General features: G+C 71.1%; 14 protein-coding genes. 11 read left to right on the top strand and 3 right to left on the bottom strand.

All coding sequences use genetic code 11. The features are described 5' to 3' along the window. Positions 1-5 precede the first annotated feature (5 nt). The 10 genes from folE (at position 6) to ACTWLI_RS05345 (ending at position 8,684) form a co-directional block, all read left to right on the top strand. The gene (folE, locus tag ACTWLI_RS05390) at positions 6-659 is read left to right on the top strand and encodes a GTP cyclohydrolase I FolE (protein ID WP_445155633.1); all 654 of its coding nucleotides are present in this window, start codon (positions 6-8) and stop codon (positions 657-659) included. Between the two features lie 12 nt (positions 660-671). Continuing rightward, on the top strand, positions 672-1,613 hold the full coding sequence (gene folP, locus ACTWLI_RS05385; protein WP_445155632.1) for a dihydropteroate synthase: 942 nt from the start codon (positions 672-674) through the stop codon (positions 1,611-1,613). A gap of 10 nt (positions 1,614-1,623) precedes the next feature. Beyond that, positions 1,624-1,983, top strand: coding sequence for a dihydroneopterin aldolase (gene folB, locus ACTWLI_RS05380; protein WP_056736576.1), 360 nt, complete (start codon positions 1,624-1,626; stop codon positions 1,981-1,983). After that, a complete protein-coding gene (gene folK / locus ACTWLI_RS05375; protein ID WP_445155631.1) occupies positions 1,980-2,525 on the top strand; it encodes a 2-amino-4-hydroxy-6-hydroxymethyldihydropteridine diphosphokinase in 546 nt (181 codons plus the stop codon). The genes folB and folK overlap by 4 nt, the downstream gene beginning before the upstream one ends. Then, complete coding sequence (locus ACTWLI_RS05370; RefSeq protein WP_445155630.1) at positions 2,522-3,046, top strand: DUF3180 domain-containing protein; 525 nt, start codon at positions 2,522-2,524, stop codon at positions 3,044-3,046. The genes folK and ACTWLI_RS05370 overlap by 4 nt, the downstream gene beginning before the upstream one ends. Continuing rightward, the gene (locus ACTWLI_RS05365; protein WP_445155629.1) at positions 3,027-3,539 is read left to right on the top strand and encodes a PH domain-containing protein; all 513 of its coding nucleotides are present in this window, start codon (positions 3,027-3,029) and stop codon (positions 3,537-3,539) included. Before ACTWLI_RS05370 ends, ACTWLI_RS05365 begins: the two co-directional genes overlap by 20 nt. 24 nt (positions 3,540-3,563) lie before the next feature. Next, a complete protein-coding gene (locus ACTWLI_RS05360; RefSeq protein WP_445155628.1) occupies positions 3,564-5,180 on the top strand; it encodes a PH domain-containing protein in 1,617 nt (538 codons plus the stop codon). Continuing rightward, positions 5,173-6,093: a Rossmann-like and DUF2520 domain-containing protein gene (locus ACTWLI_RS05355; RefSeq protein WP_445155627.1), complete on the top strand. Its 921-nt coding sequence runs from the start codon at positions 5,173-5,175 to the stop codon at positions 6,091-6,093. Before ACTWLI_RS05360 ends, ACTWLI_RS05355 begins: the two co-directional genes overlap by 8 nt. Before the next feature lies 1 nt (position 6,094). Further along, on the top strand, positions 6,095-6,982 hold the full coding sequence (gene panC / locus ACTWLI_RS05350; protein ID WP_445155626.1) for a pantoate--beta-alanine ligase: 888 nt from the start codon (positions 6,095-6,097) through the stop codon (positions 6,980-6,982). 214 nt (positions 6,983-7,196) lie between these two features. Continuing rightward, on the top strand, positions 7,197-8,684 hold the full coding sequence (locus ACTWLI_RS05345) for an MDR family MFS transporter (protein WP_445155625.1): 1,488 nt from the start codon (positions 7,197-7,199) through the stop codon (positions 8,682-8,684). Positions 8,685-8,752: 68 nt separating this feature from the next. On the opposite strand, the gene ACTWLI_RS05340 is transcribed toward ACTWLI_RS05345, so the two are convergent. The 3 genes from ACTWLI_RS05340 to ACTWLI_RS05330 all read right to left on the bottom strand — a co-directional run bounded on the left by ACTWLI_RS05340 (position 8,753) and on the right by ACTWLI_RS05330 (position 11,297). Next, the gene (locus tag ACTWLI_RS05340) at positions 8,753-9,586 is read right to left on the bottom strand and encodes an alpha/beta fold hydrolase (RefSeq protein WP_445155624.1); all 834 of its coding nucleotides are present in this window, start codon (positions 9,584-9,586) and stop codon (positions 8,753-8,755) included. Between the two features lie 67 nt (positions 9,587-9,653). Then, positions 9,654-10,280 carry a thymidine kinase gene (locus ACTWLI_RS05335; protein ID WP_445155623.1) on the bottom strand — a complete coding sequence of 209 codons (627 nt, stop codon included), beginning with the start codon at positions 10,278-10,280 and terminating at the stop codon, positions 9,654-9,656. A gap of 45 nt (positions 10,281-10,325) precedes the next feature. Next, the gene (locus ACTWLI_RS05330) at positions 10,326-11,297 is read right to left on the bottom strand and encodes an alpha/beta fold hydrolase (RefSeq protein ID WP_445155622.1); all 972 of its coding nucleotides are present in this window, start codon (positions 11,295-11,297) and stop codon (positions 10,326-10,328) included. Positions 11,298-11,374: 77 nt separating this feature from the next. On the opposite strand from ACTWLI_RS05330, the gene lysS reads away from it, so the two are divergent. Continuing rightward, complete coding sequence (lysS, locus tag ACTWLI_RS05325; RefSeq protein WP_445155621.1) at positions 11,375-12,904, top strand: lysine--tRNA ligase; 1,530 nt, start codon at positions 11,375-11,377, stop codon at positions 12,902-12,904.

Here is a 12,904-nt window from a genome sequence, read left to right as displayed (position 1 = left end):
CTGCTGTGACTTCCTTTTTCGACGACGACGACGTTCCCGCCACCGCCGGCGCCTTCTCCGCCGAGACGGCGGGGGTACCGGGCCAGCCCTCCAGCAAGGTGGACCGCCCCCGGATCCGGGCCGCGGTGCGCGAGATCCTGCTCGCCATCGGCGAAGACCCGGACCGCGGCGGCCTGCAGGACACCCCGAAACGGGTGGCCAACGCCTACGCGGAAATGTTCGCCGGGCTGCACCACGACGCCGCCGAGATCCTCGCAACGACCTTCGACCTGGACCACGAGGAACTCGTTCTGGTCAAGGACATCCCGTTCTACTCGACCTGCGAGCACCACCTCGTCCCTTTCCACGGGGTGGCCCACGTCGGCTACATCCCCTCCCATGACGGGAAGGTGACGGGGCTGAGCAAGCTGGCCCGGCTGGTCGACATGTACGCCCGCCGCCCGCAGGTCCAGGAACGGCTGACCACCCAGATCGTCGAGGCCCTGGTGACCCACCTCAAGCCGCGCGGCGCGATCGTCGTCGTCGAATGCGAACACCTCTGCATGTCGATGCGCGGCATCCGCAAGCCCGGCGCGAAGACCGTGACCAGCGCGGTCCGCGGGCAGCTGCATGACCCGGCCACCCGCGCCGAAGCCATGAGCCTCATCCTCGGAAGGTAAGAAAGACACACAATGGATTCCCTCGCCGCCGCCCCCGGAACCGGGCCCGCCACCTCGCCGCTGCCCGTGCTGCGCAAACCGCGCCCGGCGGCCGCCTTCAAGGACCTGCCCACGGACCGGACGCTGGTGATGGGGATCCTCAACGTCACCCCGGATTCGTTCAGCGACGGCGGCCGGCACGCCACCGCGGATTCCGCCGTCGCCGCCGGCCTGCGGATGTACTACGCCGGCGCCGACATCATCGACGTCGGCGGGGAATCCACCCGGCCCGGCGCCGCCGAGGTCAGTGTTGAGGAGGAACAGCAGCGGGTGCTGCCCGTGATCGAGGCGCTGGTCAAGGCCGGAGCCCTGGTGAGCATCGACACCACCCATGCGGCCACCGCCGAGGCAGCCCTGGCCGCCGGTGCCGCCATCATCAACGACGTCTCCGGCCTCACCATCGAACCGGCCATGGTGGAGCTGGTGGCGCGCAGCGAGGCGCCGTACATCCTCACCCACCGCCGCGGTGACGCCAACACCATGGACTCGCTCGCCGACTACACCGACGTCGCGGGCGAGGTCGCCGCCGAGCTCGCCGGGATCCGGGACAAGCTGTACGCCGCCGGGGCCACGCCGGAGCAGATCATCCTCGACCCCGGCCTGGGTTTTGCCAAGAACGAGGCGCAGAACTGGGAACTGCTGCAGAACATCGAGGTGCTGCAGGCCATGGGCCACCGCGTCCTGGTCGCAGCCTCCCGGAAGCGCTTCCTGGGCAGCCTCCTGACCGTCGCCGGCAAGGCGGCGGCCCCCGCCGAACGCGACGCCGCGACCGCTGCCGTGACCGCCATCAGCGCCCTCCGCGGCGCCTGGGCGGTCCGGGTGCACGACGTCTCCTCCAGCCTCGACGCCGTCAAGGTCGCCGCCCGCATCGCGCCGGTTCCCCGCCCCGCGGCGCCGGCCGCCGGCCACAGCTGAGGCCGCGGCTATGGACCGGATCACGCTAAGCGGCGTCACTGCCGTCGGACACCACGGGGTGTTCGACTTCGAACGCCGGGACGGCCAGCCGTTCGTCGTCGACGCGGTGCTGCACCTGGACTTCGGCCCGGCGGCCGCGTCCGATGACGTGCGGGACACCGCGCACTACGGCGAGGTCGCCGAGTGCATCCGCGGCTGGATCACCGGGACACCGCTGAACCTGATCGAGGCCCTGGCCGTGCGGATCGCCGAGGACCTGCTGCGGCGCTTCCCGCTCGCGGCGGTGGACGTTACCGTGCACAAACCGCAGGCCCCCATTGACGTCGACTTCGGCGACGTGTCCGTCAGCGTGCACCGGGAACGGCCATGAACCCCTCCGCGCCCTTCACCCGCGCCGTGATCGCGCTCGGCAGCAACCTCGGGGAACGCAACGACACGCTCTCCGCCGCCGTCGCCGACTTCGTTGACCCGCCGGAGGTCCGGCTGCTGGCCATCTCGCCGATCGTGCAGACCAAGGCCGTGGGAGGCCCGCCCGGCCAGCCGGACTTCCTGAACATGGTGATCGCCGTCGAAACGTCGCTGTCGCCGGCTGAACTGCTGCGGCACTGCCACACGGTGGAGCAGAAGCACCTGCGCGTCCGTGAGGTCCACTGGGGCCCGCGGACCCTCGACGTCGACATCATCACCTACGGCGACGTGGTCAGCGCCGACCCCGACCTGACGCTGCCGCACCCGCGCGCCGCGGAACGGGCATTCGTGCTGTACCCGTGGTCACTGATCGACCCTGCGGCGGAACTCAATGGCGAGCGGGTCGCCGAGCTTGCGGTCCGGGCCGCCGATTTCCCGGACCTCGCCCCGTTTGACGGCTTCGAGGACCTCAAGGGCGCCGCCGGAGCGGTGGAGGCGCCGTGAAGCTGATCAACCCGCTCCTGCTGCTGCTCATCGGCGCCGTGCTGGCCGGCCTCGGCTGGCTCGCCGCCCTGGTTGCCGGCCGTTACGGCCTGGACACCCCGGTGCTGCCGCTCACCGGCCTGATCACCATGGGCGTGATCGTGGTGCTGACGCTGATCCTCGGTATCCGGGTGCTGCGCTGGCGCAACGGCAAGAAAAAGAAGCTGCTCAACCCGATCCTGGCCGCCTGGACCCTGGTCCTGGCCCAGGCCTGCGCGTACACCGGGACGGTGCTGCTGGGCTGGCATGCCGGAATCTTCCTGGACCAGCTGCGGCTGTGGCCGGTGCGCAGCGGGCAGCCCCTCACGTGGGAGACGTTGTCCATGGCCGGCGGCGGACTCGCGATGATGGTGGTGGGCCTGGTGGTGGAGCGGTTCTGCCGGATTCCACCCGAGGACGGCGACGCCGACGGGACCCCCGGTATGCCGGGCAAACGCGGCAAGCCCACGGCCGAGGGCGAATATGCGTACCGAGGCGATTGATCCGCCCGGGGTCGCGTGGCTGCGGGTTTCCCCGCGCTATGTCACCGTCCGGATGGCGGGCTGGGCGCTGGCGAACTTCATCGCCGTCGCCGTCCTGTCGGTGCCGCTGCTGCTGGTGCTCAACGGGGTATGGCGCTGGCCGCCGCTGTGGGCCGCCGCGGCGCTGCCGGCAGCTGCCCTGCTGGCGGCGCTCTGGCGGCTGGTGCTCATCCCGCGCCAGGTACGCGCGATCGGCTACGCCGAACGCGAGGATGACCTGCTGATCCGGCGCGGGATCTTCTTCCAGCGCGTGCTCGTCGTGCCCTACGGCCGCATGCAGTACGTGGACATCGGTGCCGGCCCGGTGGAGCGGGGACTGGGCCTGTGCACGCTCAAACTCCACACCGCCTCGGCCGGCACCGGCGCCCAGATCCCCGGACTGCCCGCCGGCGAAGGGGCGCGGCTGCGCGAGCAGCTGTCCGCCCGCGGCGAGGCCCGGCTGGCCGGGCTGTGACGGCCGCGCAGTGACGGTGGCTTCGTGACGGCCGCGCAGGACGGCTGGCAGCGCGTGCACCCGGCGTCGCCGTTCATCCGGGGCTGGGTGGCGCTGGCGGCGATGTTCGTCTTCTTCGGCCGCGACGCCTTCGAACGGCTGCTCCAGGGCCGGCCCGTCGTCGACGACCGGTTCGCCGGGCGCGCGCCATGGCTGCTGCTCGGCGGCGGGGCCGTGCTGCTGCTGACCGTCGCCGGCTTTGTGCTGACCTGGTATTTCACCCGCTACCGGGTGGCCGACGGGTACGTGCGCGTCAACACCGGCTTCCTGTTCAAACAGCAGCGCCAGGCACGGCTGGACCGGGTCCAGGCAATCGACGTCGTGCAGCCGCTGCTGGCCCGGATCTTCGGCCTCGCGGAGCTCCGGTTCGAAGTCGCCGACGCCGGCCAGTCGGCCGTGCACCTGGCGTACCTGCCGGTGGACGAGGCGCGCAGGCTGCGCGCCGCCATCCTCGCCAGCGCCGCCGGCGGACCGCCCGCTGCGCCAGCCCCGCCGGCGTCCGGTTCCGACCAGCCCGGTTCCGACCAGTCCGGCCGCGGTGTGCCGGTGCCCGGCACGGCGGACCACGCCGCCGGGCAACCCGCGGCGGACGACGCCTCGCCCGGGCCGCACCGGGGCCTGGCGGAGGCGCCGGAGCGCGGGCTCCTGAGCGTGCCGCCGGCCCGGCTGGCCGGCTCGCTCGTGCTGAGCGAGCAAAGCGTGGTGATCATTCTCGGCGCCGCCGCCTCGGTGCTGCTGTCCGCCCTGACCGAGAACCGCGGCTTTTTCCTGTACCTGATCCCGGCCGGCCTGGGCATGGCCGCGGCGTACTGGAACTCCTTCACCAAGGGCTACAACTTCACCGCCGCCGCTTCCCGTGACGGCCTCCGGCTCCGTTACGGCCTGCTCGATACCCAGGCCCAGACCCTGCCGCCCGGCCGGATCCAGGCCCTGCGGATCAGCCAGCCGCCGCTGTGGCGGATCTTCGGCTGGTACCGGATGCAGGTCAACGTGGCCGGCTACGGGACCGGCGGCAACGCCGACGGCGCCGCCCGCACCACCCTGCTGCCCGTCGGGACCCTGGCGGACGTGTTCACTATGCTGGCCGCGGTCCTGCCCGATCCGGGCACCCCGGACCCCGTCCGCGTCTTCACCGCCGGGCTGACCGGGCTGGCACCCGGCTCCGGCGGGCCGTCCGGTCCGGGCGCAGCGTCCGACGGCGATTTCGTCACCACCCCGCGGCGGGCGCGGCTGCTCGCCCCGCTGGGCTGGCGCCGCAACGGCTTTACCGCCACGGACACCGCCCTGCTGATCCGCTCCGGCCGCTGGTGGCGCCACCTGGTCCTGGTCCCGCACCAGCGGACCCAGTCCCTCGCGCTGCAGCAGGGGCCGATCGCCCGCCGGTTCCGGGTGGCGGACCTGATCCTGCACACCACGGCCGGACCGGTCGCGCCGCGTCTGGTGCAGGCGGGGCTGGACGAAGGCAGGGCCCTGCTTGACGCACAAGCCGCCCGCGCCCGGTCCGCCCGGAAACGGCAGACAAGCGAACACTGGCTCGCCGCCGCTCCCCGGCAGCCCGCCACCCACCACCCCGAACCACAGGAAGGGCCGCAGTATGGCTAAGCCAGGACGCCTCGGCGTCGGAATCATCGGTGCCGGAAAGGTCGGAGCCGTCCTGGGCGCCGCCCTGCGCGCCGCCGAGCACGCCGTCGTCGGGGTTTCCGCCGTGTCCGACGCCAGCCGGGAACGCGCCGAAACCTTGCTGCCGGGCGTTCCGGTGCTGGAGGTGCAGGACATCGTGGAACGGACTGAACTGGTACTGCTGGCGGTTCCGGATGACGCCCTCGGCCCGCTGGTGGACGGCCTCGCGAAACTGGGCGCCTGGCAGCCCGGCCAGCTCGTGGCGCACACCTCGGGGCGCTTCGGCGTCGGCATCCTGCACCCGGTGCGCGCGGCCGGCGCGATCCCGCTGGCGCTGCATCCCGCCATGACCTTTACCGGGATGAGCCTGGACCTGACCCGGCTGCTGGACTGCAGCTTCGGCGTCACGGCCGACCCGGCCATGCTGCCGATCGCGCAGGCCCTGGTGGTGGAGATGGGCGCCGAACCGGTGCCGATCGCCGAGGGGGACCGCCCGCTCTACCACGCGGCCCTGGCCCACGGCTCCAACCATCTCGTGACCCTGGTGGCGCAGGCCTCGGAACTGCTGCGCACCGTGGGCGTCGAGGCACCGGACCGCATGCTGGGCCCGCTCCTGCGCGCCAGCCTGGAAAACGCGCTCGCCTCCGGTGAATCGGCGCTGACCGGCCCGGTTGCCCGCGGTGACGCCGGCACCGTTGCCGCGCATTCGGCGGCGCTGCGCGAACTCGACGGCGGCGCCGGCGGCGATATTCTGGAGGCCTACCTGGCCATGGCCCGGGCCACGGCCCGGCGGGCAGGACACCGCGGGCAACTGAAGCCGGGCCAGGTCGAGGACATCGGCCGGGCGCTGGGCAGCCCCGACACCGATGGGCCGCTGCCCGAGGAAGGACGCTGAGATGGCAATCCAGCTTGTGACCACGGCTGCCGAGCTGCGCGCCGAGAGCGGCCGGCTGCTGGCCGAGAAGCGCGGAACCTCCCAAGGCCTCGTACCCACCATGGGCGCCCTGCACGAGGGGCACGCCAGCCTGGCGCGCACCGCCGTCGCCCAGAACGACGTCGTGGTGGCCAGCATCTTCGTCAACCCGCTGCAGTTCGGCGAGGCCGTGGACCTGGAGCGCTACCCGCGGACCCTGGACGCGGACCTGGCGCTGCTCGAGGCCGAGGGCGTGGACCTGGCCTTCGCCCCCGCGGTGGAGGAGGTCTATCCCGGCGGGGAACCGATGGTGCGGATCACCTCGGGCGCACTGGCGGACAAGTGGGAGGGCGCGTCCCGGCCCGGCCACTTCGACGGCGCCCTGACCGTGGTGGCGAAGCTGCTGCATTACGGGCAGCCCGCCCTCGGCGAGGCCGCCTACCGGGCCTATTTCGGCCAGAAGGATGCCCAGCAGCTGACCCTGGTCCAGCGGATGGTCGCGGACCTGAACTTTCCGGTGGAGATCGTGCCGGTGCCGATCGTCCGGTCCGCGGACGGGCTGGCCCTCTCCAGCCGCAACCGCTTCCTCTCACCCGAGGAACGTGAGGCGGCCCTGGTGCTGTCCCGCGCCCTGCGGCTGGTCGAGGACCGCGCCAACGCCCATGAACCGTTGGACCTGGACTCGGCCCGGGCGCTCGTGGAGTCCCAGCCGCTCGTGGAACTGGACTACTTCGAGGTCGTCGACCCGCACACGCTGGAACCGCTTGCCGAAAACTGCCGCGAGACCCCGTTCCGCGGCGAAGGGCTGGCGCTTATCGCCGCCCGGGTGGGCCCGGTGCGGCTGATCGACAACGTGCCGCTGGACTCCTAGCCGGCACCCGCGCGAACGGACACTTGCGGCCCTGCGTGCCCGCGCGAACGGACACTTAAGGCCCTGCGTGCCCGCGCGAACGGACACTTAGGGCCCTGCCAGCCAGGTTTAATGCTGGGCTCTCCGGCGCAGGGAATTAGTCGCCTAACCGATTGGTTGCACCTTAGGCCGCGCCGCCGCGCCTAAAACCCCACCAACCCCGAGCGGAAAAGTCATGCCTCCAGATACCTCGCAAGCCGCGACCAGCGATCGCGTGCCCGCCACGCAGGCCACCCGTCCGTCCGCCGTCGGGACGGCCCCGGCGGCCGGTCCGGAGAAGCTCTCCCCGCAGTCGGTCACCGTCATCGCGACGCTGCTGGTGGCCACCTTTGTGGTGATCCTCAACGAGACGATCATGAACGTCGCCCTGCAGCGGCTGATGGCCGACCTACGGGTGGACGCCCCCACGGTGCAGTGGCTGTCGACCGGCTTCATGCTGACCATGGCGGTGGTGATCCCGACCACCGGGTTCATCCTGCAGCGGCTCTCCACCCGGGCGGTCTTCATGCTGGCGATGGGGCTGTTCTCCGCCGGGACGCTGTTGGCGGCCCTCGCCCCCGGCTTCGAGGTGCTGCTGCTGGCCAGGATTGTGCAGGCCGGCGGGACCGCGATCATGCTTCCGCTGCTGATGACCACCATCCTGACCCTCGTGCCGGTCTCGCGCCGCGGCGCGGTGATGGGCAACGTCTCCATCGCCATCTCCGTGGCGCCGGCCATGGGCCCGACCGTGTCCGGGCTGATCCTGCAGCACTTCTCCTGGCGGTTCATGTTCGTGTTCGTGCTGCCGATCGCGCTGCTCGCCTTCGCCATCGGCGCGAAATTCCTGCGGAACATCGGCGAGAACGAGAAGACCCGGCTCGATGCGCTCTCCGTCGTCCTCACCGTCCCGGCCTTCGGCGGCGTCGTCTACGGGCTGAGCCAGATCGGCGGCAAGGGCGGCGCGGCGGCGCCCGCGGTGGTGGCGCTGGGCATCGGCGTCGTGGCGCTGCTGGCGTTCGTGCTGCGCCAGCTGCGGCTGCAGAAACGGGAGGCGCCGCTACTGGACCTGCGCGCTTTCCGCTTCCGGATGTTCACAGTCTCCATCCTTCTGCTGGTGGTGGCCATGATCGCCCTGTTCGGCGCCGTGATCCTGCTGCCCCTGTACCTGCAGGAGATCCGCGGCCTGAAGTCGCTCGAGACGGGGCTGGTCCTGCTCCCCGGCGGCCTCGCGATGGGCCTGCTCGGCCCGGTGATCGGACGGCTCTTCGACCGGGTGGGCCCGCTGCCGCTGACCGTCACCGGCTCAACGCTGATGGTGCTGGCGCTCTGGCAGTTCTCCCGGCTGGACGCGGGGACTCCGGTCGGCTGGATCATTGGCCTGCACGTGGCGCTGAGCCTGGGCCTGGCCCTGCTGTTCACCCCGGCCTTCACCACCGGGTTGAACCCGCTGCCGCCGCACCTGTACTCGCACGGTTCGGCCATCATGAGCACCCTGCAGCAGGTCGCAGGCGCGGCCGGGACGGCCCTGCTGGTCTCGATCTTCGCCGCCGTCTCCGCGGCCGCCGGCCTCGTCGCCGGAATGCACGCGGCGTTCCTCACCGCGGCCGGGATAGCGCTGGCCGCCGTCGTCCTGTCCGTGCTGATGCGCAAGACCGACGGCGCGGCAGCCCCCGGCGGCCACTAAGCGGCTTCCCCTCGCGCGAACGGACACTTGGGGCCCTCCCCGGAGGGCCCCAAGTGTCCGTTCGCGCGTCAGCCGGCGAAGAACTCGCTGAGCTCGGTGATCAGCTTTTCCGGCGCCTTGTTCACGCCGTCGTGGCCCATGCCGGGCAGGATCGTGTAGCTGGAGCCGGAGAGCACGTCATGGATCTGGGCGCAGGCGACGCCGAAGTACGCCGGGCTCTTCTCGCCCACAATGATCAGCGTCTCCAGCGGCAGCTCCAGGAACGGTTCGGCCGGCATGTCGGCGGCGATGATCGCCTTGATCTCCCGCACGCCGGTCTTCATCAGCTCGCGCAGCTGCTTGCCCACAGGGGTGCCGGCGGTGAGCTTGTTCGCCAGCGTCAGCATGGACAACGGCATCCGGGACAGGGCGCTGCCGGTTTCCAGGCCGCGGACCAGGACGGCGAGGGCGCGGTCGTCGTCGCCCGCCGCGGTCAGGCGCTCATACTCGTCGGTCCAGTCGGCCGTGACACTGTGGTTCACGGATACCGCGGGGTCATAGACAGCCAGCCGTTCCACCGGCAGGGTGCGCGCCGCGTGCAGCGCCACCGCGCCGCCGAAGCTGTGCCCGAACACGTCGGTGCTGGCGGTATGTTTCATCACCGCGTCCAGGTCCCGGATGTCCACGTCCAGCGTGTAGTCCTCCGGCTGCGGCGACGAGGATCCGCGGCCGCGCCGGTTGAAGGTGTGCACCGGGCGCCCGAGCGACGCGCTGAGCTTCTGGGCGAAACGGGTGTAGTCCGCGGCGGTCACCATCGACGCCGGGACGACGACGACGCCGGAACCCGCCGCCGCCAGCTCCGCGCCCGTGCTGAAAAGCTCAAGGGTCCCGCCATCGGGGGTTCTGATATTCTCGCGGGTCATGCTTCGAGCCTAGCCGAGGCACCCGGTACTGCCCAGTAAACCGGCGGCGGCCCGCGCCGCGCAGAGGCTAGCCGCCCAGCCGCCCGCCGGAGATTTCCAGGTAGCAGGAGCCGCAGAGCGATTCGTACCAGGCGTCCTGCCCGTCGATGGCCACTTGGTCGCCGTCGAAGACCACCTCATCGCCGATCCGCCGGGTGTTGAAAATGGCCTTCCGGCCGCAACGGCAGATGGTCTTGAGCTCTTCGAGGGTGTGCGCGATTTCCAGCAGGCGGAGCGAGCCGGGAAAGGCCCGGGTACGGAAATCGGTGCGGATGCCGTAGGCCAGGACCGGGACGTTATCCAGCACGGCAATCCGGAACAGGTCATCGACCTGCTCGGGTTCAAGGAACTGGGCCTCGTCCACCAGCAGGCATGCCACCGGGGGAGTGTCCACGTGCTGCAGCAGCGCGTCCGGGTCGTCACCGTGCGCCTGGGCCTGGAACAGGTCCCGGGCGGAGGCGCCCGCCGGGATCAGGAAATCCACCGAGCGGGTCATGCCCAGCCGGGACACGACGTCGGCGTCACCCTTGGTGTCGATGTCCGGCTTGGCCAGCAACACCCTCTGTCCGCGCTCCTCGTAATTGAACGCGGCCTGCAGCAGGCCCGTCGACTTGCCGGAGTTCATCGCTCCGTAGCGGAAGTAGAGCTTGGCCAAGGGGGTCCTTTCGAGGGAGGTCGCCCCCGATTCTAGTGCCAGAAGTCAGCGGGCCGGCCGCAACCGCCGATGCGGGCCGGTGCGGGTTGGCCGGCGGGCGCCGTCCATCAGGAACCGAGCCGCAGCCAGGGCGAGCCGGCGGTTCGCGGGGCGCAGCGGCCCTTCGTGCAGCTGGCCGGGCACCACCCCAAACTCCATTGCGGGGACCGCCGCCGCCAGCTGCCGTCCCGTCTCGGCGAAGTAGCCCGGAGACCAGCCCCCGGTCAGCAGCAGCGCCGGCGTGGTGACGCCGGCAAAGTCGGCCAGTTCGGCGTCGGCGGCCAGCACGGCGCGCATCTCCGTCACCGCCGTCGGCAGCAGCTCGCGCATCTGTCCGCCCAGCGGGGTCCGGGCGGAGAGGATGCTGAGCATCCGCAGGGCGCCCAGCGGCAGCTTCGAGACCGGTCCCGCCGTTTCCAGCCCCTGCACCAGCAGGGCCCAGGCCTGGTCCAGTTCCCCCGCCGCCACCGACCGCTCCAGTTCCGGCCGCCACCGGCTGGTCAGGCTCCCGGCCAGGGACACGGCCGCGTCGTAGGTCACCAGCCGGCGGATCGGTACGCTGCGCGCGGCCTGCAGCGCGACGAAGCCGCCGTAACTGTGCGCGAACACGTCCGTGGAGCCGGTCTGCCGGAGCACCGAGGCCAGATCGGCCACCTCCGTCGCCGCCGAATAATCCGCCGGCTGCGGGGAGGACCCGGCGCGTCCCCGCCGGTTGTAGCAATGCACCGGGCGGCCCAGGAGGCGGCTCAGGTTCCGGGCGAACGGCCGGTACAGCGCATCGGTCACCAGGGTTCCGTGCACCAGCACGACGCCGGCCGCCGGTTCCTGGCCGGCCGTCGGGCGCGCCGCCGTCGGCCCCGGGACGCGGCCCCGGCCGGTGCGCAAACGGCCCGGAGCCGCCGGCTGCGCCGGTTCCCGGAAGCTGTGCAGCTCCAGGTGTCCGCCGCCGTCGTCGGTCCGAATCGTCCACGTCTCCATAGTTGGAAGTCTATTCCCGGCCCGTTCCCGCCCCCGGCGCACCGGCGGCGGCCGGATGCCCGGTAAACTTGGGGATTGTGACTTCCCAAAACACCCCCGCCCCGAACAACGACGAGCACTCCGACGCCAGCGAGCAGACGCTGGTCCGCATGGAGAAGCGTGCCAAGCTGATCGAGCGCGGCATCGAGGCGTACCCGGTGGGAGTCGAGCGCACCCACTCGCTGACGGAGATCCGCGAAAAATATGGGCACCTCGTGGCCGACGAGACCACCGGCGACGTCGTCGGGGTCACCGGCCGCATCGTGTTCATCCGTAACACCGGCAAGCTCTGCTTCGCCACCCTCCAGGAGGGCGGCCTCGACGGCAAGGCCGTCCGGCTGCAGGTCATGCTCAGCCTGGCCAACATCGGCGAGGAGGCGCTCGCGGACTGGAAGGCCCTCGTCGACCTCGGCGACCACGTCTTCATCAAGGGCGAGGTCATCTCCTCGCGCCGCGGCGAGCTGTCGGTCATGGCCGAATCCTGGACCATGGCATCCAAGGCGCTGCGTCCGCTGCCCGTGCTGCACGCGGAGCTGAACGAGGAAACCCGTGTCCGCCAGCGCTACGTTGACCTGATCGTCCGCGACGAGGCCCGAGAAATGGTCTACACCCGGGCCGCCATCACCCGTTCCATCCGCGAGACCCTGCACCGCCAGGGCTACGTCGAGGTGGAAACCCCGATGCTGCAGCTGGTGCACGGCGGCGCCACGGCCCGCCCGTTCGAGACGCACATGAACGCCTTCGACCAGAAGATGACGCTGCGCATCGCCACCGAGCTGTACCTCAAGCGCACCGTCGTCGGCGGGATCGATCGGGTCTACGACATGGGCCGAGTCTTCCGCAACGAAGGCGTCGACTCCACGCACAGCCCCGAATTCACCACGCTGGAGAGCTACGAGGCCTGGGCGGACCAGTTCGTCATGGCGGACCGGATCAAGGAGATCATCCTCGACGCCGCCGACGCCGCCGGGGTGGGCCGGGTGCTGCAGACCGAGGCCGGCGAGATCAACCTCGACGGCGACTGGGCCTGGATGGCCGTGTACCCGGGCCTGTCCGACTTCGTGGGCCAGGACATCACCCCGGAAACCCCGGTCGCGGAGCTGCTGGAGATCGCCGCGAAGCACGAGGTAAAGGTCGACGCCGGCTGGGACGCGGAGAAGCTCGTGGTGGAGCTGTTCGGCGAACTGGTCGAACCGACCCTGCTCAACCCGACTTTCGTCTACGACTACCCGCCCTCGGCTCAGCCACTGGCCCGCCACCACCGCGAGGACGACCGGCTGATCGAGGCATGGGACCTGATTATCGGCGGCATGGAGCGCGGCACCGCGTTCTCCGAGCTGATCGACCCTGTCATCCAGCGCGAACGCCTGACCGAGCAGTCACGCCGCTCGGCCGCCGGCGACGTCGAGGCCATGCAGCTGGACGAGGACTTCCTCCGCGCCCTCGAATACGGCGCACCGCCGATGGGCGGCATCGGACTCGGCATCGACCGGCTGGTCATGCTCTTCACCGGCGCCGGCATCCGCGAGACCATTTTGTTCCCGCTGCTCAAGCCCGAAGGTCACTGA

The sequence above is a fragment of the Arthrobacter sp. Hor0625 genome (assembly GCF_052567525.1).
The sequence above is the reverse complement of the archived record's forward strand: the minus strand, read 5'-3'. Positions and strand labels throughout refer to the sequence as shown.